Below are 23258 nucleotides of genomic sequence, written 5' to 3'. Positions count from 1 at the left end.
CTCTCATCTGAAAACCTGAAGGAGAAAATGATGGCAACTGCTAAGAAAGCCGCAGCTAAGAAACCCGCAGCCAAGAAGGTTGTAGCAAAGAAGGCTGCACCGGCTAAGAAGGCCGCTCCGGCGAAGAAAGTCGCTGCAAAGAAAGTCGCAGTGAAGAAGGTTGCAGCGAAGAAGGCAGCACCGGCTAAGAAGGTTGCAGCGAAGAAAGCTGCTCCGGCCAAGAAGGTTGCAGCCAAGAAAGTCGCAGTGAAGAAGGTTGCAGCAAAGAAGGCCGCACCGGCAAAGAAAGCAGCGCCGGCTAAGAAAGCCGCAGTGAAGAAGGTTGCAGCAAAGAAGGCAGCGCCGGCTAAGAAGGCCGCAGCAAAGAAGGCCGCACCGGCTAAGAAGGCTGCGCCTGCTAAGAAGGCTGCTGCCAAGAAAGCTGCGCCTGCGAAAAAGGCTGCTGCTAAAAAGGCTGCGCCTGCCAAGAAGGCTGCCGCGAAGAAGGCCGCTGCTCCTGCGAAGAAGGCTGCTCCTGCGAAGAAGGCTGTCGCCAAGAAGGCGGCTCCTGCACCCGCTGCGACTTCTGTCTCGAGCGCACCGGCGGCGACGGTGAAGACCGCGCTGAACCCGGCAGCGGCATGGCCGTTCCCGACGGGCAGCCGTCCGTAATTTGGCCGGTAAGCTGTAGAAGTACTTCGACACGTCGTACCCTGTGTCGATGATCGAGTAGCGCTTGAAGCAGCATGACCGAGCGCTACTCGGTCAGGGTCCCGTTGCCGGATTTCTGGCGACGGGATTTTTTTTGTCTCACGAAGGCGCCTGCTTCAACGAGCGGCTTCAAGAGCGGCTTCAAAACCGACAGGCGAAAAAAAACGCATGCACCGCCACCATGTTGCATGGGACCGGAGTAACCGCTAAAGCGCTAACTCCGGTCGACACGCTGCATGGGACCGGAGTAACCGCTAAAGCGCTAACTCCGGTCGACGCGCTGCATGGGACCGGAGTAACCGCTAAAGCGCTAACTCCGGTCGACGCGCTGCGTGGGACCGGAGTAACCGCTAAAGCGCTAACTCCGGTCGACACAGGGGAGGGCATGCGTTTGAGGTCGCCGCGGTGGCGCGTGAAGCGCGACCGCGCGAGAGGGGAAACTTAGTGCGTGACGCGCGTGACGCCGCCGCTGGAGAGCAGGCGGACGCGCTCGCCGGCGCGGAAGATTTCGCCGGTGGCGCTTTGCGTGATCGCACGCATGTCGCCGTTATCGAGTCGCACGGTGATCTCAAGACCGTCGTGTACCGCGACGCCGTTCTCGACCGCATTGCCTGCTACCGCGCCAGCCAGGCCGCCGATGATGCCCGTCACGATCGAGCCGCGACCACCGCCGATCGCGCTGCCGGCTACGGCGCCCAACGCACCGCCGCCGATCGCGCCCAAGCCGCTCGGCTGGCCGTTGTTCGAACTGATCTTCACGGCCCGAACGCTGTCGACCGTACCCATGCGGACCGTCTCTTCGCGCTGTGCCTGCGACGCCGTGTAGACGTCTGCAGAGCTGCTGTTGTACGCACACCCCGACATGGCCAGCGAACCGGCAATTAAAGCGGCCACTACCAGGTGACTCGTTATTCTCATTCCCTAACTCCAATAGCTTGCGGTATTACGGCAGGTCGTATCCGAACGCCTGCTTGAACCGTTCGTTGATCTCCGCCCGGCTGGGCGCGTAGTTTTGCGGGCCCTGGTGTTCGATCTTCAGCGCGCCCATCAGGCTCGCCAGACGCCCGGTGGTTGCCCAGCCAAGCTTGTTCTCGATGCCGTACAACAGGCCGCCGCGGAACGCGTCGCCGCAGCCTGTAGGATCGAGCACTTGCCGTGCCTTGACTGCCGGAATCTCTTCGACGCCGCCGGCGTGATGGATCTGCGCGCCTTGTTCGCCGAGCGTGATAATCAGCGCCTCGACCTTGCCGGCGATCTCTTCGATCGACCAACCCGTTTTGTTGCTCACCAGTTTGGCTTCGTAATCGTTGACAGCCAGGTAAGTAGCAAGTTCAATCATGCGACGCAGCGACTCACCGTCGAACAGCGGCAAACCTTGACCCGGATCGAAGATAAACGGCACGCCGGCCGCTGCCAGGTGCTCGGAATGCTGGATCATGCCGTCGTAGCCGTCGGGCCCGACGATGCCGAGCGTGATGCCCGTCGCTTCACTGGCGCGATTCAAATGAGACTGCATCATCGCGCCCGGATGGAACGCGGTGATCTGATTGTTTTCCAGGTCGGTGGTGATCATCGCCTGGGCGGAGTGGGTGTTCGGCACCACGAGCACGCTTTCCGTCGACAGGCCGAGTTGCTTGAAGCGGTCCATGTAGAGCTGCGCGTCGATCGCGCCGAGCGTCCCCATGATGCGCGCGTTGCCACCCAGCAGATGCAACGAGTAGGCGATGTTGCCCGCGCAGCCGCCGAACTCGCGGCGCATCGTCGGCACGAGGAAGCTCACGTTGAGGATGTGAACCTGCTCCGGCAGGATGTGATCCCGAAAGCGGCCTTCGAAGGTCATGATGTTGTCGTAGGCGAGCGAACCGCAAATCAGCGTAGCCAAGGCGAGCGTTCCTGTAAAAATCGATAAAGAAAATACGCGCGACGACGTGACAGCGCCGCGCATGAAGCGCGGCGCCGGGGTTCGTGCGCGCAGGTGTTACTTCAGCGCGGCGAGTGCTGCGTCGTAGTTCGGCTCATTCTTGATTTCGCCAACCAGCTCAGCGTGCACAACCTTGTCGTTTTCGTCGACGACCACCACAGCGCGTGCCGTCAGGCCCGTCAGCGGGCCGCTCGTCACGTCGACGCCATAGGCTTGCGCGAACTCATGGCCGCGGAACGTGGACGCTGTCACGACGTTTTCGATGCCTTCGGTCGTGCAGAAGCGCGATGCGGCGAACGGCAGGTCACCCGACACGACGATCACAGCCGTATTGCTCAGCTTGGCTGCGGCTTCGTTGAACTTGCGGGTCGACGTGGCACAGGTCGGCGTGTCGAGGCTCGGGACGATGTTCAGCACCTTGCGCTTGCCGGCGAAGTCGGCAAGCGACAGCGGCTTCAGATCCTTACCGACCAGCGAGAAGGCGGGGGCACTCTGGCCCACGCTCGGGAACGTGCCGGCTACTTCGATCGGGTTGCCACCCAGCGTAACTTGACTCATGTTGTCGTGCTCCGAAAATTCGTCAGTAATGACGGTGAACACGCCCGGTCAGTGCCGGGCGCGCGAGGATGCGTTACGGATAAAAAATCTGTACGCGGAAATTGGATGCGACCGCATTGCCCGTGTCGAGATGGACGATCATGGTCTGGGTCGTGTGCGCCGGCAGGCCGGCCGCGATCGGCGTGCCGGGTGCGACGTAGTCTTGCGGCCACAGTATGCGGCGCACGGCGACATTGTTCTGGTCGTCGAGCAGCGTGAGTTCGATGGCGGGGTAGGCCAGCGCAACATTGAAGCGGTTGCGCAGCGGCATCTTCAATTCCAGCTTGTGCGGGCCGTCGATTTGTCGCAGATCGGACGGTTCGACCTGCAAACCGTCGATGTCGTGCGGCGGCGTGATCTGGCAGCCGAGCTGCGCGCAGACCTTTACATACAGCGTCTGCGAACGTGGGAAGTTGACCTGCACCGTTTCACGCTGCCACCAGGCGAGTTGCGCGAGCAGGGCGATAACCAGCAGCGCTGTGACCACCGAGCCGAAGATGATCCAGCCGAGGTGGCGCGGTTCGGCCGCGCGAGTTTCACGCACCACCGGGAAGGGATCGACGCCGTCATGCACCGGCTGAACCGCGAAGGGTTCGCCGCTTGATCCCAATGTGGCTGCGGCAAGGCCGGCCGTGCTCGTGCCGCTGCCTGCGCCCAAGCCACTCGTTCCGGCCGCGCCTGAGGCGCCCCCGTCTGAGCCGGCCGCACCAAAATGCGGTTCATTGTCCGGAATCCCATGCAAGGTGGCCGGCTCGTTCAGAACGGGCTCTTCAGCGTCAGCAAGATGTTCAGAAGGACGCTCAGTCTTGTGCCAGACCCGCGGCGCGCCCTCCGCAGGCGCATTGGCCTGACGAGCGAAAGGCTCCAGCGGGGCGTCTGCAGGGACGTCTGCGAGAATGGGTTCGTCGTCGGGAGGAATGGGCGCGGTGAAGGCGCTCGCCGGCAGTTCCGGCTCGGTAGCATGGCGCGGCGTGACCGCGACCCCTGCGCCGGTGGAGACTGGCGTAAGCGGCAGATTGCTGGCGTTGTGAAGCAGACGATTGTCGATAGCGGCGTCGGGCGCCGGTGCCCACGGGTCCCATGCTTCGGCGCTGAAATCAGGGCCTTTGGGGCGTACGCCGGACAAAGCCTCGATCGCCGCGGCCGCGGCAACCGGCTTGGCGGTGGAGAAGTCGCCGCCTTCGTTCACTTCGAACAGGCTGCTCGATGCGTCGAATACTTCATGGCAATGCCCGCAGCGCACGAGGCCGCGGCGCAGCGCGAGCTGCGCCGGTTGCAGGCGGAAGACGGTTTCGCAGAAGGGGCAACGCGTCGCCAGGAGCATATTGAGCCGGTAAGCCGAAGGCTGTTGGTTGGACAATACGCCTTATTCTAATGGCTTTCGCGGCGTGTTCCCGTTAGACATACCCAACCTTCGTGTTCGCGCCATATGCCGATGTCGATCCATCGTGCATAGACCTGCGCCACTTCGTCCGCCTGGCGCGCCAGAATGCCTGACAGCGCGATCCGGCCGCCCGGCTTGACCTTCGACGACAGCATCGACGCCATCAGCTTGAGCGGATTGGACAGAATATTGGCGACCACGATATCGAACTCGCCTGTGGGGCATTCGTCGGGCAAACCGTACGTGACTTCCGCCCGGTTGCGCTCGCTGTTGTGACGCGCCGATTCGACCGCTTGCGGGTCGATATCGATGCCGTACACCGGATTGGCACCGCACTTCTTCGCGAGGATCGCGAGGATACCCGAGCCGCAGCCGTAGTCGAGCACGGACTGCTCCGGCTTCACCGATTGCTCCAGCCATTCCATACACAGACGTGTAGTGGGATGGCTGCCGGTTCCGAATGCGAGGCCAGGGTCGAGTTCAAGCACGAGTGCGTCAGGGTCCGGTGCATCGTGCCACGAGGGAACGACCCAGATGCGCTCGCCGATCGGAATCGGATCGAATTGAGATTGTGTGAGACGGACCCAATCCTGCTCTTCGACTTCACGCACGGAAAACGATGGTGCAGTTTCCAGCCCCACCTCATTGGCCGCAGCGGTGAGCAGCACCGCTGGCTCGTGTTCCGGCGCGAGCAACGCGATCACGCGCGAACGCTGCCACGCTGTGCGATCCGGCGTGAGACCGGGCTCGCCGAACAACGGCTGTTCGTCGGGCGTGTCGGCGTCCGCATCTTCAACCGATACGGACAGCGCACCCAACTCGAGCAGCGCGTCGGAGAACTCCTCCGCGTGCTCGCGTGCCAATTCGGCGATCAATTCCCGGTAACTCATGACTTACGCTTCTTCCGGTGCAGCCTGCTGCTTCGCGGCCAGCCGGTTTTCGAGGTAGTGAATGCTGGTGCCGCCTTCGACGAACTTCGCGTCCAGCATCAACTCGCGGTGCAGCGGGATGTTGGTCGAAATGCCTTCAACGACCATTTCCGACAGTGCGATGCGCATCCGTTTGATTGCCTGCTCGCGCGTCGCGCCGTAAGCAATCAGCTTGCCGATCATCGAATCATAGTTCGGCGGCACGAAATAGCCATTGTAGGCGTGCGAATCGACGCGAATGCCAGGGCCGCCCGGCATGTGCCAAGACGTCAAACGTCCCGGCGACGGCGTGAACTTGAACGGATCTTCCGCGTTGATCCGGCATTCGATCGCATGGCCCTTGAATACGATGTCGCGCTGGCGGAAGGCGAGCTTCTCGCCCGCGGCGATGCGGATCTGTTCCTGCACGATGTCGACGCCGGTGATCAGTTCGGTCACCGGATGCTCGACCTGCACGCGCGTGTTCATTTCAATGAAGTAGAACTCGCCGTTTTCGTACAGGAATTCGAACGTGCCCGCGCCGAGGTAGCCCATCTTCTTGCAGGCGTCCGCGCAGCGATCGCCGATACGGTCGATCAGGCGGCGCGCGATGCCCGGTGCCGGCGCCTCTTCGATCACTTTCTGGTGACGGCGCTGCATCGAGCAATCGCGCTCGCCCAGCCAGATCGCGTTCTTGAACGAGTCGGACAGGATCTGGATTTCGATGTGCCGCGGGTTCTCCAGGAATTTCTCCATGTAGACCTGCGGGTTGCCGAATGCACGGCCGGCTTCTTCGCGCGTCATGTTGACCGCGTTGACCAGCGCCGCTTCGGTGTGGACCACGCGCATGCCGCGGCCACCGCCGCCGCCAGCGGCCTTGATGATGACCGGATAGCCGACCTGGCGGGCAATTTTCACGATCTCTTTCGGATCGTCGGGCAACGCGCCTTCAGAACCCGGCACGCAGGGCACGCCGGTCTTGATCATGGTCTGCTTGGCGGTCACCTTGTCGCCCATCATCCGGATCGTTTCCGGGCGCGGGCCGATGAAGGTGAAGCCGGACTGCTCGACACGCTCGGCGAAGTCAGCGTTTTCCGACAGGAAGCCGTAGCCGGGGTGGATCGCTTCGGCGTCCGTCACTTCCGCCGCGCTGATCAGCGCCGGCATGTTCAGGTAGCTCAGATTCGAAGGCGCCGGGCCGATACAGACCGCCTCGTCGGCGAGCTTCACGTACTTGGCTTCCTTGTCGGCTTCCGAATAGACGACGACGGTCTTGACGCCGAGTTCGCGGCAGGCGCGCTGGATACGAAGCGCGATCTCGCCACGATTGGCAATAAGGATTTTTTCAAACATAGCGGGTTTTCGACTCATCAATGGGCGCCGGGTTGATCACAACGCAGGCAGCCTCAGAGGATCGGCCGCGCGCCCCGGGAGGGCAGGCGCACGGGCGGCAGGCGCAATAAAGCGCAAAGCGTGCCGCGTTAGCCGACCACGAACAACGGTTGGCCGTACTCGACCGCCTGGCCGTTGTCGACGAGGATTTCCTTGACCACACCGGACTTGTCCGACTCGATTTCGTTGAGCAGCTTCATCGCTTCGATGATGCAGATCGTCTGGCCTTCCTTGACCGTGTCGCCGACCTGGACGAACGGTTCGGCGCCCGGCGACGGTGCGCGGTAGAAGGTGCCGACCATCGGCGAGGTCACCACGTGGCCTTGCGGCGCGGCGACGGCCGGCGCAGCCGGGGCGCCTGCTGCTGCCGGCGCTTCGCCGCCTACCATCGGTGCCGGCTGGGCGTATTGCGGAGCATACGAAGCGGACGGTTGCACGTAAACCGGCGGCGCATTCTTGACGATGCGGACCTTGCCTTCGCCTTCAGTCACTTCGAGTTCGGAAATACCGGACTCCGAGACGAGGTCGATCAGAGTTTTCAGTTTACGTAGATCCATCAGGAAGCCCCTTTCAATGCGTAAAGTGCCGGCGCATACGCAGCCGGCGCAAATTAGACGTGTTTGGAATCAGCCGCGCGACGAGCCGGCGGACAGCCGGTCGAGCGCGAATTCGAGCGCGTACATATACCCCTTCCAGCCGAGGCCGCAAATCACGCCCTCTGCCTGGTCGGAGAAATACGAGTGATGCCGGAACGGTTCGCGGCGATGTACGTTCGACAGATGAATCTCGACGAACGGGATGCCGACCCCCGCCAGTGCGTCCCGAATGGCCACGCTGGTGTGCGTGTACGCGGCGGGATTGATCAGTATGAAATCGGTTTTCTCAGTCCGGGCGGATTGGATGCGATCGACGAGAGCACCTTCATGATTGCTCTGGAACGACGCGAGTTCGACGCCGGCGTCCGCTGCGCGGTCCGCCAGCGCCTGATCGATCTGCGGCAACGTCACTCGGCCGTAGACCTCAGGTTCCCGGGTGCCGAGAAGGTTGAGGTTGGGGCCGTGCAGTACCAGCAGTCGCGTCATGGTCGCTTCTTTTTCCGTGGAATTGGGCGCACTTTAGCGCTGATTAGAGAAACTTGTCTAGTTTCCTGCGCGTTCGGAACGATGTCGGCGACCTTTCGCCGCTTCTCTGGGCGACCATCTTCTCTCAAATTTAGGCAAATTGCGCGCATTTTTGCGCCTTTTGCCCCTATCTGATCGTCAAAAGAATGTGAAATTTAGAGCGCGTCGAGCGTCTGTTTCAGCGCTTGCGGGTCGATTTGCCCTAATTTTGTCGAGCGAACGTTGCCATTTGCGTCAATTACGACGGTAAAGGGCAGGCCGCCGGCAGCATTGCCGAACGCGCGCGCGAGGTCGGCGCCGCCGAACCCGGTCACATAGACCGGATAGGCTACTTTCACCTTCTGCAGGAATGCCTGGACGTTTTTATCCGAATCGACGCCAAGTCCCACGAACTGGATCCCTTTCTTCGCATATTCGCGCTGAAGTTGCGAAAGAGCGGGCATTTCTTCGACACACGGTCCGCACCACGACGCCCAGAAATTGACGACGATTGGGTGACCTTTAAGCAAACTTAGCGATTGCGGCTTGCCCTCGACGTTCGTAACGGGTGCGCCCCAAAGTTGCTCGACGGCGCTTTGCGTGGAACCGGGCTGCGCCGCGTGGGCGACTTCCGGACTGCCGTTCAGCCAATGATTGGCCAGCACCCCGCCGCCCGCAGCGGCGATCGCGACCAGCGCGCCTGCCAGAATCCGTCTCGTGTTCATTCCAGGTCTGTCTAATTAGTTGAAGGGGTGACGTTGCTGCTGTCGAGGAGCGCCTGGACCGCCTGCTGATTTGCCCGCGCAGTGCGGCCGCGCGCGTCGGCCCGGACCGCGCCGCGCAAGTCGTCGGTTTCGTACAGGGCCACGTGGACGCCGGCCGGCTCCGCATCGCGCCCTTCATTCGTGGGGCGCCAGAGGAAGCTCAGTGTCTCGACATAGCCGCGACCGGCAAAATGCCGCGTTTCCGAAACGTCGTACTGGATGTTGGCGTTCAGGAAGTAGATCGCGACTTCTTTCGGATTGTCGCAGAACACCTGAAGGTGAATATCTGAGTGTTCACCGGCAGTGCCGCCGAGCACCGCGCCGGTCAGATAAGGATTGAACGGCGCGAGCCGCTCCATCCAGTCGATCGCAATGCGGCGTAGCCGCCGCAACAGCGCCGGCTGGCTGTCGCCTTGGAAAAGTGACTGATATTCACGGATTTCTTCTTCGATCTGATCGTTATCCGGCAGCCATTCGCCGGCGACACGGCTCTCGCCGACTACCTGCCGTGCCGCTTTACGCTTGGCCGTTGCGTAGTCCAGACCGTCTTCAGCGATCATCCGGGCAGCCGCGATGGCGATTTCCTCGCGCACGCGCTGCGGATCGAAATGTGATTTGCGAACCATCTCTCAATCATACTAGAGATTGATGTCAGCCCTTTCTGGGCGGTTCGCACAGGGTGCCTGACGTGGGCGAGGCGGGCGGCCACCCTGGCGGCTCCGTTCATAGGGCGATGGGAAGGCGTCGGTTACAATAGCGTCCTTTGTGGACGGTCGTTTCGACCGCTCCTCTGCACCCCCATCCCTCGCAAAAATACGCCCGCGCGGCACGACAGGCTTATGCACATCCACATCCTCGGTATCTGCGGCACGTTTATGGGCGGTCTCGCGGTCCTCGCGCGCGGCGCGGGTCACACCGTGACGGGCTGCGATGCCGGCGTCTATCCGCCGATGAGCACGCAGCTCGAGGCGCAAGGCATTCGTCTGATCGAAGGTTATGACGCTGAGCAGTTGAACGGCCTCAACGCCGACCTGTTCGTGATCGGCAATGTGGTCTCACGCGGCAACCCGCTGATGGAAGCGATCCTCGATCGTGGCCTGCCTTATGTTTCCGGTCCGCAGTGGCTCGGCGAGCATGTGCTGAACGGCAAGTGGGTGCTGGCGGTGGCCGGCACGCATGGCAAGACCACCACCAGTTCGATGCTGACCTGGCTGCTCGAAGACGCGGGTCTCAATCCGGGCTTCCTGATCGGCGGCGTACCGCTGAATTTTGGCGTGTCGGCGCGGCTGACGGATTCCAGCTTCTTCGTGATCGAGGCCGACGAGTACGACACGGCCTTCTTCGACAAGCGCTCGAAGTTCGTCCACTACCGGCCGAAAACCGCCGTCCTGAACAACCTCGAGTTCGATCACGCCGACATTTTCCCGGATCTGGCGGCGATCGAGACGCAATTCCATCATCTGATCCGCACCGTGCCGGGCATCGGCCGGATCGTCACGAATGGTCGTGAAGACGCGCTGGAGCGCGTACTGACACGCGGCTGCTGGAGCGAAGTCGAGCGGTTCGGTGTGCAAGGGGGCTGGGAAACCTTGCCGGCGGAAGACGGCGTGCCGGTCGACGAGCGTTTCGCCGTGTATCACAACAGCGAGCGCGTCGGCGTAGTCGAGTGGCAGGTGCAGGGCGAGCACAACCGCATGAACGCGCTGGCCGCGATCGCCGCGGCGCGCCACGTCGGCGTGCCGCCGGCGCAAGCCGCGAAGTCGCTGGCGAGTTTCCGGAACGTGAAGCGCCGCATGGAAGTGCGCGGCAGCGTCGACGGCGTGACCGTCTACGACGATTTCGCGCATCACCCCACGGCGATCGAGACCACGGTGGCTGGACTGCGGGCGCGCGTCGGCCACGAAAACACGCGAATCCTTGCCGTGCTTGAGCCGCGCTCGAACACCATGAAGCTCGGCGTGATGAAGGCGCAACTGCCGGCTAGTCTGGCCGACGCCGACCTGGTATTCGGCTACGGCGCGCCGGCTGGCCGCGACGCACTCGGCTGGGATCTCGGCGAAGCGCTCGCGCCGCTCGGCGGCAAAGCGCAGGCTTTCGACAATCTCGACGCGCTGGTCAAAGCGGTGGTTCACGCAGCGCGCCCCGGCGACCAGATTCTGGTCATGAGCAACGGCGGCTTCGGCGGCGTGCATCAGAAGCTGCTCGACGCACTTTCCGTGCGAGGCACGTCGTGATTCTCTATTTGCACGGTTTCCGCTCGTCACCCAATTCGTTCAAGGCGCGCGTGCTGGCGGCTCGCCTCGTCGAACTGGGCCGCAGCGACGAATGGTGCTGCCCGATGCTGCCGGTCTCGCCGCTCGAGACCGTTGCGCTCGCCGAATCGCTGGTGGCGGCCGCGAAACCAAAAAACGTGACGGTGATCGGCAGTTCGCTCGGCGGCTACTTCGCCACGTACCTCGCCGAGAAACACGGCTGGCCGGCGGTGCTGCTGAACCCGGCGGTCGTGCCGCAACGCGACCTGAGCGCCTATCTCGGCGAGCAGCCGTTATGGCACGGCGGCGGCAGCATCACGGTCGAACCGCATCATCTGGACGAGCTGCGCGCGCTTGGCGTCGCGTCGATCACGCGGCCCGAACGCTATTATTTGATGGCCGCGACCGGTGACGAAGTGCTCGATTACCGCGAAATGCTTGCGCACTATCCGGGCGCGCGCACTACGCTGATCGAAGGGAGTGACCACGCGATCAGCGAATTCGCACAGTACGTCGACGAGGTGCTGGCCTTTTGCGATGCCGAAGACGTCGAGCCGCCGGCGCCGCGCGAGGCGGCCTGACAGTGCCGACGATCCTGCAGCGAGGCCGTTGCGGATCACCAGATTCATGCCGCCGGCGCGCGCGTATCGCGCCGCGGATCCACTACCACGAACACGTTGCCGTGCCGCGCACGCAGTGACCGATAGCTGAACCCAATCGGGCGCGCCGGCAGATGCAAGTCAGAACGAGAGTATTGAGTGAACGTTTTCTTCGAGGAATCGGGCAGTTTCAAGGCGGGCAGCGTGCTGTCGCGTCAGGGCGATGCTTTCCAGGTCGAGTTGCCGGGCGGCCGGCGCGCCAAAGTGCGCGCGAAAGATGTGCTGATCGAATTCGAAAAGCCGACCGCAGGCGAGTTGATGCAACAGGCGGACGCCGCCGCGCAGGACATCGATCTGGACTTCCTGTGGGAATGCGCGCCGGATGACGAATTCCCGTTCGCCGCGCTGGGCGCCGAGTACTTCGGCGAATCGTTCGGTTCGATCGAGCGCGCGGCGCTGGTGCTGCGCATGCACGGCGCACCGGTGTACTTCCGCCGCAAGGGCCGCGGCATGTACCAGCGTGCGCCGCAGGAGCAGCTCAAGATGGCGCTCGCCGGGCTGGAGCGCAAGCGCCAGCAGGCACTGGTGCAAGCCGGGTACGAAGATGAACTGAAGGCAGGCCGTCTGCCGGAAGGCTTCAGCGGCAGCAAGGCGCTGGCTTTGCTCACCAGGCCGGACAAGAACACGATCGAATACAAGGCGCTCGAAGGCGCGGCCGCGGCACGCGGTATCTCGCAGGCGCGGCTGATGCTTGAATGCGGCGGTATTCCTTCGGCACGTGCGTTGCACGAGGCGAAATTCCTCTCCGAGTTTTTCCCGCACGGCACCGGTTTCCCGCCGGTGACGGTCGGCGCGTTGCCGGAAGATCTACCGGAAGCCGATGTCGAGGCGTTCTCGATCGACGACATCACCACAACGGAGATCGACGATGCGTTTTCGGTCGAGCATCTGGCCGACGGCCGCGTGCGGATTGGCGTGCACATCGCCGCGCCGGCGCTCGGCATCGCGCGTGGCGACGATGTCGATGCGATCGCGCGCACGCGTTTGTCGACCGTCTATATGCCGGGCGACAAGATCACGATGCTGCCCGATAGCGTCGTCGAAGCGTTCACGCTGGCTGAGGGTGGCTTGCGGCCCGCTCTGTCGCTGTATGTGATCATCAACCGCGAGACGCAGGAAATCGTGGCGAGCGAAACGCGCGCCGAGCGCGTGTTTGTGAAGAACAATCTGCGCCACAACACGCTGGATGAACTGGTCACTGAAGAGGCGCTTGCCGCCGGCACCGGCGAATATCCGCACAAGGAAGACATCGCCGTGCTGTGGCCGTTCGCGCAGGCGTTGTTCGAAAAGCGTCAGACCGCGCGCGCCGGTTACGGCCTGCGCCGCGAAGTGCAGCGCAACACCGATTTCAACTTCTACGTGGAAGGCGAGCACATCACGATCACGCCGCGCCGGCGCGGGTCGCCGCTCGATACGATTGTCGCGGAACTCGCGATTCTCGCCAACTCGTCGTGGGGTGCGTTCCTGCACGACCACGGCGTGCCGGGCATCTATCGTTCGCAGCGCGCGTTCGGCGCGCCGACCGGGCCGAAACGCACCCGTATGCAGACCAATGCGGCGCCGCACGAAGGCTTAGGCGTCACGCAATATGCGTGGAGCACGTCGCCGCTGCGCCGTTACGTCGACCTCGTGAACCAGTGGCAGTTGCTCGCCTGCGTGCAGCATGGCGTGACCGCGAAACTCGCCGCGCCGTTCAAGCCGAAGGACGCCGATCTGTTCGCCGTCGTGCAAGGTTTCGACGACACCTACACGGCGTATGCCGATCACCAGCGCCGCATGGAGTACTTCTGGTGCCTGCGCTGGCTGAAGCAGGAGAACAGGAAGCAGGTGGTGGCATCGGTGGTGAAGGGCGATCTTGTGCGCCTCGAAGAGATTCCACTTCTGCTGCATGTGCCGGGTCTCGGCGTGCACGCACGAGGTACGCGCTTGCAGATGGAAGTGATGTCGATCGACGAACTGACCGTCGAAGCATCCGTGCGCCTGCTGCACGTGCTCGACGCGCCCATCGTGACGAGCGGCAGCGAAGCTGAAGAAGCCGACGAGGGTGAAGAGGAAATCATCGACGTGGCGGAAGAAAGTGCCGAAGGTGAAGCCGAGGCTCAGGCGGAAGCCGACCTCGACGGCGGTGCGGCTGAGCCGGGCGATGCCGAGAATGCCGCTGGCGCGACCGACGCGACAGCCGATCAGCAGCATGCCGCGGAGCCGGGACGATGAGCGTCAATGATTCACGTGACCGCTACGCGGTCATCGGTAATCCGGTCGGCCATAGCAAATCGCCGTTCATTCATGGCCGCTTTGCCGCGCAAACCGGCGAGCCGATCGAATACGGTCACCTGCTCGCGCCGGTGGATGCTTTCGTGCCGCATGTGCGTGCTTTTATCGACGCAGGCGGTCGCGGCCTGAACGTGACGGTGCCGTTCAAGCTCGACGCGCACGCATTCGCCAGCACGCTGTCGCCGCGCGCGGCGGCGGCGGGCGCAGTGAACACCCTGCGGTTCGACGCGGGCGGAGTCTACGGTGACAACACGGACGGCTTCGGTCTGGTGCGTGATATCGAAGTGAATCTCGGTGTGTCGTTGAAGGGCGCACGGATTTTGTTGCTCGGTGCGGGCGGCGCTGCGCGCGGCGTCGTGCTGCCGATGCTGGACCGCGCGCCGCATACGCTGACGATCGTCAACCGTACGGCGGCGAAGGCCGAAGCGCTCGTCGACCAGTTCGCGCAGGCTGCGCGCGCCGCCGCTTGTCGTCTGAGTGGCGGCAGCGCGCGAGCGATCGAAGCCGGCGAGTACGACGTGATCGTCAACGCGACGGCGGGCAGTCTGGATGCTTCGTTGCCCGAATGTGACGACCGCGCGTTCGGCAGCGGTACGCTCGCTTACGACATGATGTACGGCGCGCATCCGACGGTGTTTATGGAACACGCGCAGAAGCTGGGAGCGCGCGGCGCCGATGGCCTTGGCATGCTGGTCGAGCAGGCAGCCGAATCGTTTTACGTGTGGCGAGGCGTGCGGCCCGACGGCGCACCGGTGCTGGCTGAATTGCGAGCGTTGTTGACGGCGCCGCCGCACCCGTAGACGGCGGCTTTAGACCCCCGGAACTCACCGACTCGAGGACTCAAACCACGATGACAGCAACGCGGCGCGCGAGCCGGCCAGGTCCGGTGCGATGGATGTTTTATCTGGGCACCGTGGTGGCGATTGCGTGGCTTGCGACGCAGGCGTTTTACTTCGCGCAGATCGCGGTGTGGAATTACGTGAATCCCCAGTCGACCGCTTTTATGCGGTCGGATGCGTGGCGGTTGTCGCAGGATCGGCCTGATCTTTCGGTGCAGCATACGTGGGTGCCGTACGAGCAGATTTCGCACAATCTGAAGCGGGCGATTATCGCCTCCGAAGACGCGAACTTCGTGAATAACAATGGCTATGAGACGGACGCCATTTTGCAGGCGTGGGAGCGGAATAAGGCCAAGGGCAAGATCGTTCGCGGCGGGTCGACGATTACCCAGCAGCTGGCGCGCAATCTGTTTCTGTCTCGTGAGAAGAGTTATATCCGTAAGGGCCAGGAATTGATCATCACGTGGATGCTCGAGACCCTGATGGATAAGCAGCGGATCTTTGAGATCTATCTCAATTCCGTTGAGTGGGGGAATGGGGTTTATGGCGCTGAGGCGGCCGCGCATTATTACTACAAGACTTCGGCTGCTAAATTGACTGCTGGGCAGTCGGCCCGGCTGGCGGTGATGCTGCCGCAGCCTAAGTATTTTGATGAGCACAGGGGCTCAGGGTATCTGGCTCAGCGGTCGCGCGTGATTGCGCGGCGGATGGGGGCGGCGGAATTGCCCGATTAAGGTTTGGTTTTTGCCTGTTCGGCGCGTGTTGTCTGTGTGCCTATGGCGTTGGCCTTTCCTTGCTTTGTTAGTGGTCTATTAGCGTCGCCCCTGTGCGGGGCAGGCACCTACTTTTCTTTGCCTGCTGCAAAGAAAAGTAGGCAAAAGAAAGCAGCTCAAACCGCCAGCTCATAAGCGGGTCCCCTGGCTTGGCGGGGGCAGTGGTGCATCTAGAATCTGTGTTCTCGCACATTCAGCGTCAGTGACAAAGGCGTCATACTTCCGGCGGCGCTACGCGCGCCGAAGCGCCTTTCGCCAAACCATCGCTTTTTCTCGTGCATCGCCTGGCGTAGTTCATAGAACCGTCCGCTCGTTTTCCGGCGCGCGCGCCACTCGGCGCCGTGACTCGTCGTTGCATCACCAACACTCCCGCAATGCGCCAGCGCTTCATTCGAAGTGCGAATTCACACCTGCGTGCGCTCCCACGACTTGTCGCTCGCTCGAAGCGGCGAGTGGCACATCCCAAACCAGATACATTTTCTGGCGCCTCGCCGAGGCACGGCCGAAGGCCGCTCTGCGCAAACGCAGCCTATGGTTTCCCGGCGGTCCCGTCCGTGCCGAGGCGAAGCCGATGGCCCCACCACATCCAACCAAAGCCCCGGGTTTCCCTCGCAGACCCATCCGCGACGCACGCAGTGCGGAGTGGGAGCTGATGAGCCCTTTGTCACTGACGTTGAGGGTGCGAGGGCACGGATTCCAGATGCACCACTGCCCCCTCCAAGCCGGGGGACCTGCTTAAGAGTTAGCGGTTTGAGCTGCTTTCTTTTGCCTACTTTTCTTTGCAGCAGGCAAAGAAAAGTAGGTGCCTGCCCCGCACAGGGGCGACGCTAATGGATCACTAACAAATCAAGGAAAGGCCAACGCCGTAGGAATACAGACAATACGCGCCGAGCAGGCAATCAAACGAAACAAACCAAGCAAACCCCAACGCCGTAGGCCTACCCCGACAGGGCAAAAAATCCCATTATATGAATCCAACACTCACATATTGGAGCTTTCCAAAAAACCGCCCTACAATCCAACCCATCACGCACCGTGAGCCGAAAAAACCGGCCACGACCAGCGACAGCAAGAAAAAAACCGGAGACAAGCCAAACCATGCCTAAGACCCAAAGGCAGCAACCGCATGCCCGCGCCACGGGCAACACGCACTGTGCCGCGAGCAAAACAGGCCTCCCCTCCGGCCCCGCGCTGTAAGCGCAAAAAACCATCCAAGAGCGAATCGCCATGAACAAAGCGATGCCTACTCACACCGTAAGCGAGTCTGAAGCCAATCTGGCGCCGCAGGCCGATCACGCTTCCAGAGCCGCGCCGCAACAGGCTGCCAACGCCGCGAAAGTTTCACGCGTCAGCGTCCAGCCTCCGCCCGTGGCCGACGAAATCGCATTGCCGAGCACGCTGCTCGACATCACGCCTCAGCAAGCCGGCACGCAAACCCTGCTGCGCGGTCTGGCGATTCTGGAAGCTGCCGCCGCCGGCGTACGCGATCTGCGCACCTTCGGCGCTGCGCTCGGCACGACCCGCAGCACCACGCATCGGCTGGTCAGCAGCCTCGTGCAGGCGCGCTATCTGCGGCAAGTGCAAGGCGGCTATCTGCTCGGCCCGAAACTGATCGAACTCGGCACTATCGCGCTGGAACAGATGCCGCTCACCGCAGTCGCGCGTCAGCATCTCGAGTCGCTCGCTGAACAGACGCTCGACACGATCCACCTCGGCGTGCGCGATGGCGACGACGTCCTGTACATCGACAAGATCCCCGGCACCCGAGGCCTCGAAATGCGCTCGCGCGTCGGTCACCGGATGCCGCTCGCGTCGACAGGTATCGGCAAAGCCATGATGCTCGATCTCACGCCGGACATGTGGCAGTCGCTTTTCGAAGCGTCACGGCGCGCGCTCGCCGGTGTTAGTTTCAAGCCGGATAACCGTCCCGATGCGCAGACCTTCATGCAGCGCATGACCAACTATGCCGCCGGCGGCTACACCTTCGACCTCGAAGAAAACGAAGCGTCGATCCGTTGCGTCGCAGCGCCGGTGCGCGATGCATCGGGCGCGGTGGTGGCGGCGCTGTCGGTTGCGAGCACGATTCCGTACATGTCGCTCGAACGCATGGATGAACTGATTCCGGTCGTGCAGCGCGAAGCGCGTGCGATTTCGGAAGAACTCGGCTGGCGCGCCCCGCAACCAGCAACGCGCAGGATCAAGCGATGAAGCGAGCGGGTTCTCACACGCAAGCGGTCAATCGGGTGAACACCGCCGCGGCCACCGACGCCAAGCTCCAGCACGCCGCGCTCATCGCGCTCGACTGGGGCACGACGTCGCTGCGCGCGTATCTGTACGACGCGGCCGGCGAAGTGTTGGCGACGCGGGCATCGACGGCCGGCATCATGAATTTGCCGCGCAGCGCCGAGCAAGGTGGCTTCGACGACGCCTTTGACGACGCGTGCGGCGCCTGGCTCGCACAGGCGCCCGCCGTACCGGTGATCGCAGCCGGTATGGTCGGCAGCGCGCAAGGCTGGGTCGAAGCACCGTACGTCGACGCGCCGGCGAATGCCAATGCGCTGGTGGCCGGCATCGTGCACGTGAAAGCCGCGTGCGGCTCGACGCTGCACATCGTGCCGGGCGTCCTGCAACGGGGTGAGCTGCCCAATGTAATGCGCGGCGAAGAAACTCAGATCTTCGGCGCGCTTGGTCAGGACGCGGACGCAGCGGACAACGCCAGGCGCGCACTGATCGGCTTGCCCGGCACCCACGCGAAATGGGCCGTCGTGCAGGCGGGCCGCATCGAACGTTTTCATACCTTCATGACCGGTGAAGTGTTCGGCGCATTGCGCGAGCACACCATCCTTGGCCGCACGATGGTCACGCCGGATCGTCCGGATACCGAGGCATTCCTGCGTGGGGTGAACATCGCTCGCGACAAAGGTCAGGCAGGCATGCTGGCAACCGTATTCAGCGCTCGCACGCTTGGCCTTACCGGGCAACTGTCGCGCGAACAGCAGCCGGATTATCTGTCGGGCCTGCTGATCGGGCACGAACTGGCCGGTCTCGAAGCCGTGCTCACGCAGCAGCAAAACTCGCTCGCCGGGCAGCATTTGCGCCTGATCGGCAACGAAGCGCTATGCGAGCGCTATCGCGTGGCGCTTGCGCAATTCGGCTGCACGCATGCGGAGCTGGTGAAGCACGCCACCGAGCGCGGCTTGTGGCGCATCGCTACCCAGGCGGGGCTCGTCAATCCCACGCCCCAAGCGGCGTATGCGGGCTAAGCGGTAGCGCCGCCGCTCACGAAACAAGGAACCGACATGCAACCTCACATCAATCTGCCCGCTCCGTACATGCCGCACGCGGGTTTGATCGCGGCGTTCGAGATCTGTCCGCTGATCGCGATCATGCGCGGCGTGACACCCGCGGACGCCGCTGAGCACGGTCAGGCGTTGTACGAGGCCGGTTTTCGCATCGTCGAAGTGCCGTTGAATTCGCCGCAGCCGTTCGACAGCATCGCGGCGATCCGCAAGGCGTTGCCAGCCGATGCGATCGTCGGAGCGGGCACGGTGCTGCATCCGAGTTTCGTCAACGACGTGAAGTCGGCAGGTGGCGAACTGATCGTGATGCCGCATAGCGATCCGGAGGTCGTCGGCGCTGCGAAGGCACTGGGCATGGCCTGCGCGCCGGGCGTGGCGACGCCGAACGAAGCCTTCATCGCGCTGAAGAACGGCGCTGACGTGCTGAAGATGTTCCCCGCCGAGCAACTCGGCTGCCAGATCGTGAAGGCGTGGCGCGCGGTGATCGCGGCGGAAGTGCCGCTGGTGCCGGTGGGTGGGATCACGCCGGACAACATGGGGCCGTTCCTTAGCGCCGGCGCGAATGGCTTCGGCCTCGGTTCGGCGCTGTACAAACCGGGGCAGAGCGCGGCGGTGACCGCCTCGCACGCGAAGGCGTTCATCAACGGCTTGCGCATCGCGCGGGCAGGCGCGAAGAAATGAAGCGGCTCGCCGACAAAGTCGCGTTGATCACCGGCGCCGGGCGTGGCATCGGTGCGGCGATCGCCCTCGCGTTTGCGCGCGAAGGCGCTGCGGTCGTGCTGGCTGAGCTGGATATTGAAACTGCGCGGCAGACGGCGGAGCTGATCAAGACGCAAACCGGCGGACGTGTGCTGGCGGTGCAGACGGATGTGACGCAATCGGCCTCGGTTCAGCGCGCGGTGAGCGAGGCCGAACGCGCGTTCGGCGCGCTCGACGTGCTGGTCAATAACGCCGGCATCAACGTGTTCTGCGACCCGCTGACGATGACCGACGACGACTGGCGCCGTTGCTTCGCGGTCGATCTCGACGGCGTCTGGAACGGGTGTCGCGCGGTGTTGCCGGGCATGGTCGAACGCGGCGCGGGCAGCATCGTGAATATCGCGTCGACGCATGCGTTCAAGATCATTCCGGGATGTTTTCCGTACCCGGTGGCCAAGCATGGTGTGCTCGGGTTGACGCGTGCACTCGGCATCGAATACGCGCCGCGCAACGTGCGGGTCAACGCGATCGCGCCGGGGTACATCGAAACGCAATTGACGCACGATTGGTGGAACGAACAGGCCGATCCGGCCGCCGCGCAACAGGCGACGCTCGATTTGCAACCGATGAAGCGCATCGGGCGCCCGGAAGAAGTGGCGATGACCGCGGTATTTCTTGCTTCGGATGAAGCGCCGTTCATCAACGCCACCTGCATCACCGTGGATGGCGGCCGTTCCGCGCTGTATCACGACTGAATGTAGCGGACCAGCACGCAACAGGAAGCAGGACCAGTAGCTCGAACAGCAAGAACAGGCAAGAACAGGCAATAAGCGGCATCAAAGTTTCACCGGACGACGCGCTGGCCGCGTGTGTCACAACCGGTACAAGAAGACGCGGCCGATACCTTCTCGTTATCAATTAGTCAGGAGACACGCATCATGAAACGAAGAATTTTCCTCACGCTGGCAGCAGCGGCGACGGGTGTGCTCTTCAACGCACCGGTGGCGCAGGCCGCTGATCCGGTCAAGATCGGCTTCCTCGTGAAGCAGCCGGAGGAACCGTGGTTCCAGGACGAATGGAAGTTCGCCGAAATCGCCGCCAAGGAAAAGGGCTTTACGCTGGTGAAGATCGGCGCGCCGTCGGGCGAGAAGGTGATGAGCGCAATCGACAACCTGTCGGCTCAGAAAGCGCAAGGCTTTGTGATCTGCACGCCTGACGTCAAGCTCGGACCGGGCATCGTCGCCAAGGCAAAGGCCGACGGCCTGAAGATGATGACGGTGGACGACCGACTCGTCGACGGCGCGGGCAAGCCGATCGCATCGGTGCCGCATATGGGCATCTCGGCGTACAACATCGGCAAGCAGGTGGGTGACGGCCTGGCTGCGGAAATCAAGAAGCGCGGCTGGGATATGAAGGACGTCGGCGCGATCGACGTGACCTACAACCAGTTGCCCACCGCAGTTGACCGCACCACCGGTGCAACCGACGCGCTCGTCGCCGCCGGTTTCCCGAAGGCCAACGTGGTTGAAGCACCGCAAGCGAAAACCGACACGGAAAACGCGTTCAACGCCGCCAACATCGCGCTGACGAAGAACCCGCAGTTCAAGCACTGGGTGGCTTACGCGCTGAATGACGAAGGCGTGCTCGGCGCCGTGCGCGCAGCGGAAGGCCGCGGCTTTAAGGCGGACAACATGATCGGTATCGGGATCGGCGGTTCGGAGTCGGCATTGAACGAGTTCAAGAAGCCGTCGCCGACCGGCTTCTATGGCACCGTCATCATCAGCCCGAAGCGCCACGGCGAAGAAACCTCGACGCTGATGTACGACTGGATCACGCAAGGCAAGGAACCGCCGATGCTCACGCTGACGACCGGCATGCTGGCCACGCGTGACAACGTCGCCGAAGTGCGCCAGAAGATGGGCCTCGCGGCAAATTAAGCAGTTGTTGTATCGCGGTGCAATGAAGTGAACTGCCGGCGCGTCGTTTCTCCAAGGATTGGGCGCGCCGGCAACAGCAATACAAGATCGGCAGTTGAGACAGACCGTGTTTGCCGCTGGCGTGACTGCCTCGCAAAACACGCACGGTTCACACGAAGCAGCAACTAAGTTGCATGGGACAGGAGGCGAAGTGTCAGCGACGCTACGTTTTGACAATATCGGCAAAGTCTTTCCAGGCGTGCGCGCGCTCGACGGTGTGTCCTTCGACGTCAACGTCGGCCAGGTGCACGGCCTGATGGGCGAAAACGGCGCAGGGAAATCGACCCTGCTGAAGATTCTCGGTGGTGAATACCAGCCCGATTCGGGCCGCGTGATGATCGACGGCAATGAGGTGCGCTTCACGAGCGCGGCATCGTCGATCGCGGCGGGGATCGCGGTGATTCACCAGGAACTGCAATACGTGCCCGATCTCACGGTCGCGGACAATCTGCTGCTCGGCCAGTTGCCGAACTCGCTCGGTTGGGTCAACAAGCGCGAAGCCAAGCGCTTCGTGCGTGAACGTCTCGAGGCGATGGGCGTGGCGCTCGACCCGAACGCGAAGTTGAGAAAGCTCTCGATCGCGCAGCGGCAAATGGTCGAAATCTGCAAGGCGCTGCTGCGTAACGCACGCGTGATCGCACTGGACGAACCGACCAGTTCGCTGTCGCATCGCGAGACCGAAGTGCTGTTCAAGCTGGTGCGCGATCTGCGCGCGGACAACCGCGCGATGATCTATATCTCGCACCGCATGGACGAGATCTACGAGTTGTGCGACGCCTGCACGATCTTCCGCGACGGCCGCAAAATTGCTTCGCATCCGACGCTCGAAGGCGTGAAGCGCGACACCATCGTCAGCGAAATGGTCGGACGTGAAATCGCCGACATCTACAACTACTCGGCACGCCCGCTCGGCGAGGTCCGTTTCGCAGCGAAAGCGATCGAAGGGCATGCGCTAGCGCAACCGGCCAGCTTCGAAGTGCGGCGCGGCGAGATCGTCGGCTTCTTCGGTCTGGTGGGCGCGGGCCGCAGCGAACTGATGCATCTGGTGTACGGCGCCGATCACAAGAAGGCCGGCGAAATCGTGCTCGACGGCAAGCCGATCAAGGTGCGCAGCGCGGGCGAGGCGATCAGACACGGCATCGTGCTGTGTCCGGAAGACCGCAAGGAAGAGGGCATCGTCGCGATGGCGACCGTGTCGGAGAACATCAATATCAGTTGCCGCCGCCACTATTTGCGCGCGGGGATGTTCCTCGACCGCAAGAAAGAAGCGGAAACCGCAGACCGTTTTATCAAGCTGCTGAAGATCAAGACGCCAAGTCGCCGCCAGAAGATTCGCTTCCTGTCGGGCGGCAACCAGCAGAAGGCGATTTTGTCGCGCTGGCTGGCCGAGCCTGATCTGAAGGTGGTGATCCTCGACGAACCGACGCGCGGGATCGACGTCGGCGCGAAGCATGAGATCTATAACGTGATTTATCAGCTTGCCGAGCGCGGCTGCGCCATCGTAATGATTTCGTCGGAATTGCCGGAGGTGCTCGGCGTGTCCGACCGGATCGTCGTGATGCGTCAGGGACGCATTTCCGGTGAGCTGTCACGCAAGGAAGCAACGGAACAAACGGTGTTGAGCCTCGCGTTGCCGCAAAGCTCGACCGCGCTGCCCGAAACCGCAGCCGCGCAGCAAGCGGCCTGAACATTATTTGGACGAAAGTCCGGCAACCCGTGGGGAACGGGAGG

General features: G+C 62.8%; 22 protein-coding genes. 12 read left to right on the top strand and 10 right to left on the bottom strand.

Annotation, left to right across the window (positions count from 1 at the left end; translation table 11 throughout):
- The first annotated feature begins 30 nt into the window (after nucleotides 1-30).
- Nucleotides 31-651, top strand: coding sequence for a histone H1-like DNA-binding protein (locus KHO31_RS15855; protein WP_211623688.1), 621 nt, complete (start codon nucleotides 31-33; stop codon nucleotides 649-651).
- A 480-nt stretch (nucleotides 652-1131) separates the two neighbouring features.
- Here KHO31_RS15855 and KHO31_RS15850 read toward each other — a convergent pair whose 3' ends face one another.
- The 10 genes from KHO31_RS15850 to KHO31_RS15805 all read right to left on the bottom strand — a co-directional run bounded on the left by KHO31_RS15850 (nucleotide 1132) and on the right by KHO31_RS15805 (nucleotide 9382).
- Nucleotides 1132-1608 carry an outer membrane lipoprotein gene (locus KHO31_RS15850; protein WP_201076721.1) on the bottom strand — a complete coding sequence of 159 codons (477 nt, stop codon included), beginning with the start codon at nucleotides 1606-1608 and terminating at the stop codon, nucleotides 1132-1134.
- Between the two features lie 25 nt (nucleotides 1609-1633).
- Nucleotides 1634-2572: a carbohydrate kinase family protein gene (locus KHO31_RS15845; protein ID WP_211623686.1), complete on the bottom strand. Its 939-nt coding sequence runs from the start codon at nucleotides 2570-2572 to the stop codon at nucleotides 1634-1636.
- Nucleotides 2573-2668: 96 nt separating this feature from the next.
- Nucleotides 2669-3169: a thiol peroxidase gene (gene tpx, locus KHO31_RS15840; protein ID WP_201076709.1), complete on the bottom strand. Its 501-nt coding sequence runs from the start codon at nucleotides 3167-3169 to the stop codon at nucleotides 2669-2671.
- A 73-nt stretch (nucleotides 3170-3242) separates the two neighbouring features.
- Nucleotides 3243-4532, bottom strand: a complete 1290-nt coding sequence (locus KHO31_RS15835) for a zinc-ribbon and DUF3426 domain-containing protein (RefSeq protein ID WP_211623706.1) — start codon at nucleotides 4530-4532, stop codon at nucleotides 3243-3245.
- A 47-nt stretch (nucleotides 4533-4579) separates the two neighbouring features.
- On the bottom strand, nucleotides 4580-5482 hold the full coding sequence (gene prmA, locus KHO31_RS15830; protein ID WP_201140688.1) for a 50S ribosomal protein L11 methyltransferase: 903 nt from the start codon (nucleotides 5480-5482) through the stop codon (nucleotides 4580-4582).
- A 3-nt stretch (nucleotides 5483-5485) separates the two neighbouring features.
- Nucleotides 5486-6853, bottom strand: coding sequence for an acetyl-CoA carboxylase biotin carboxylase subunit (accC, locus tag KHO31_RS15825; protein ID WP_201076705.1), 1368 nt, complete (start codon nucleotides 6851-6853; stop codon nucleotides 5486-5488).
- A 128-nt stretch (nucleotides 6854-6981) separates the two neighbouring features.
- Complete coding sequence (gene accB, locus KHO31_RS15820) at nucleotides 6982-7449, bottom strand: acetyl-CoA carboxylase biotin carboxyl carrier protein (RefSeq protein ID WP_201076702.1); 468 nt, start codon at nucleotides 7447-7449, stop codon at nucleotides 6982-6984.
- 69 nt (nucleotides 7450-7518) lie between these two features.
- The gene (aroQ, locus tag KHO31_RS15815; RefSeq protein ID WP_030100935.1) at nucleotides 7519-7974 is read right to left on the bottom strand and encodes a type II 3-dehydroquinate dehydratase; all 456 of its coding nucleotides are present in this window, start codon (nucleotides 7972-7974) and stop codon (nucleotides 7519-7521) included.
- A gap of 194 nt (nucleotides 7975-8168) precedes the next feature.
- Nucleotides 8169-8717, bottom strand: coding sequence for a TlpA family protein disulfide reductase (locus tag KHO31_RS15810; RefSeq protein ID WP_211623684.1), 549 nt, complete (start codon nucleotides 8715-8717; stop codon nucleotides 8169-8171).
- Between the two features lie 11 nt (nucleotides 8718-8728).
- A complete protein-coding gene (locus tag KHO31_RS15805; RefSeq protein WP_201076698.1) occupies nucleotides 8729-9382 on the bottom strand; it encodes a UDP-N-acetylmuramate--alanine ligase in 654 nt (217 codons plus the stop codon).
- A 213-nt stretch (nucleotides 9383-9595) separates the two neighbouring features.
- On the opposite strand from KHO31_RS15805, the gene mpl reads away from it, so the two are divergent.
- The 11 genes from mpl to araG all read left to right on the top strand — a co-directional run bounded on the left by mpl (nucleotide 9596) and on the right by araG (nucleotide 23214).
- Nucleotides 9596-10990 (top strand): UDP-N-acetylmuramate:L-alanyl-gamma-D-glutamyl-meso-diaminopimelate ligase, encoded by a 1395-nt coding sequence (mpl, locus tag KHO31_RS15800; RefSeq protein ID WP_201076696.1) that lies wholly within the window; start codon nucleotides 9596-9598, stop codon nucleotides 10988-10990.
- A complete protein-coding gene (locus tag KHO31_RS15795) occupies nucleotides 10987-11589 on the top strand; it encodes a YqiA/YcfP family alpha/beta fold hydrolase (protein ID WP_201076694.1) in 603 nt (200 codons plus the stop codon). The genes mpl and KHO31_RS15795 overlap by 4 nt, the downstream gene beginning before the upstream one ends.
- A gap of 177 nt (nucleotides 11590-11766) precedes the next feature.
- The gene (locus tag KHO31_RS15790) at nucleotides 11767-13881 is read left to right on the top strand and encodes a ribonuclease catalytic domain-containing protein (protein WP_211623682.1); all 2115 of its coding nucleotides are present in this window, start codon (nucleotides 11767-11769) and stop codon (nucleotides 13879-13881) included.
- The gene (aroE, locus tag KHO31_RS15785) at nucleotides 13878-14741 is read left to right on the top strand and encodes a shikimate dehydrogenase (RefSeq protein WP_211623681.1); all 864 of its coding nucleotides are present in this window, start codon (nucleotides 13878-13880) and stop codon (nucleotides 14739-14741) included. Before KHO31_RS15790 ends, aroE begins: the two co-directional genes overlap by 4 nt.
- Nucleotides 14742-14791: 50 nt before the next feature.
- Nucleotides 14792-15514, top strand: coding sequence for a monofunctional biosynthetic peptidoglycan transglycosylase (gene mtgA, locus KHO31_RS15780; RefSeq protein WP_201076688.1), 723 nt, complete (start codon nucleotides 14792-14794; stop codon nucleotides 15512-15514).
- A 1266-nt stretch (nucleotides 15515-16780) separates the two neighbouring features.
- Complete coding sequence (locus KHO31_RS15775) at nucleotides 16781-17761, top strand: IclR family transcriptional regulator (protein WP_201076686.1); 981 nt, start codon at nucleotides 16781-16783, stop codon at nucleotides 17759-17761.
- On the top strand, nucleotides 17758-18816 hold the full coding sequence (locus KHO31_RS15770; protein WP_211623680.1) for a 2-dehydro-3-deoxygalactonokinase: 1059 nt from the start codon (nucleotides 17758-17760) through the stop codon (nucleotides 18814-18816). The genes KHO31_RS15775 and KHO31_RS15770 overlap by 4 nt, the downstream gene beginning before the upstream one ends.
- Before the next feature lie 36 nt (nucleotides 18817-18852).
- Complete coding sequence (locus tag KHO31_RS15765) at nucleotides 18853-19533, top strand: 2-dehydro-3-deoxy-6-phosphogalactonate aldolase (RefSeq protein ID WP_201076682.1); 681 nt, start codon at nucleotides 18853-18855, stop codon at nucleotides 19531-19533.
- Complete coding sequence (locus KHO31_RS15760; RefSeq protein ID WP_201076680.1) at nucleotides 19530-20306, top strand: SDR family oxidoreductase; 777 nt, start codon at nucleotides 19530-19532, stop codon at nucleotides 20304-20306. Before KHO31_RS15765 ends, KHO31_RS15760 begins: the two co-directional genes overlap by 4 nt.
- Nucleotides 20307-20489: 183 nt before the next feature.
- Nucleotides 20490-21488, top strand: a complete 999-nt coding sequence (locus KHO31_RS15755; RefSeq protein WP_201076678.1) for an arabinose ABC transporter substrate-binding protein — start codon at nucleotides 20490-20492, stop codon at nucleotides 21486-21488.
- Between the two features lie 190 nt (nucleotides 21489-21678).
- Nucleotides 21679-23214, top strand: coding sequence for an L-arabinose ABC transporter ATP-binding protein AraG (gene araG / locus KHO31_RS15750; protein ID WP_211623679.1), 1536 nt, complete (start codon nucleotides 21679-21681; stop codon nucleotides 23212-23214).
- The last annotated feature ends 44 nt before the right edge of the window (nucleotides 23215-23258 follow it).

The organism is Paraburkholderia domus (assembly GCF_905220705.1).
Classification (GTDB): Bacteria; Pseudomonadota; Gammaproteobacteria; order Burkholderiales; family Burkholderiaceae; genus Paraburkholderia; species Paraburkholderia domus.
Note: the sequence above shows the minus strand (reverse complement) of the source record. Positions and strands in the feature narration are given on the sequence as shown.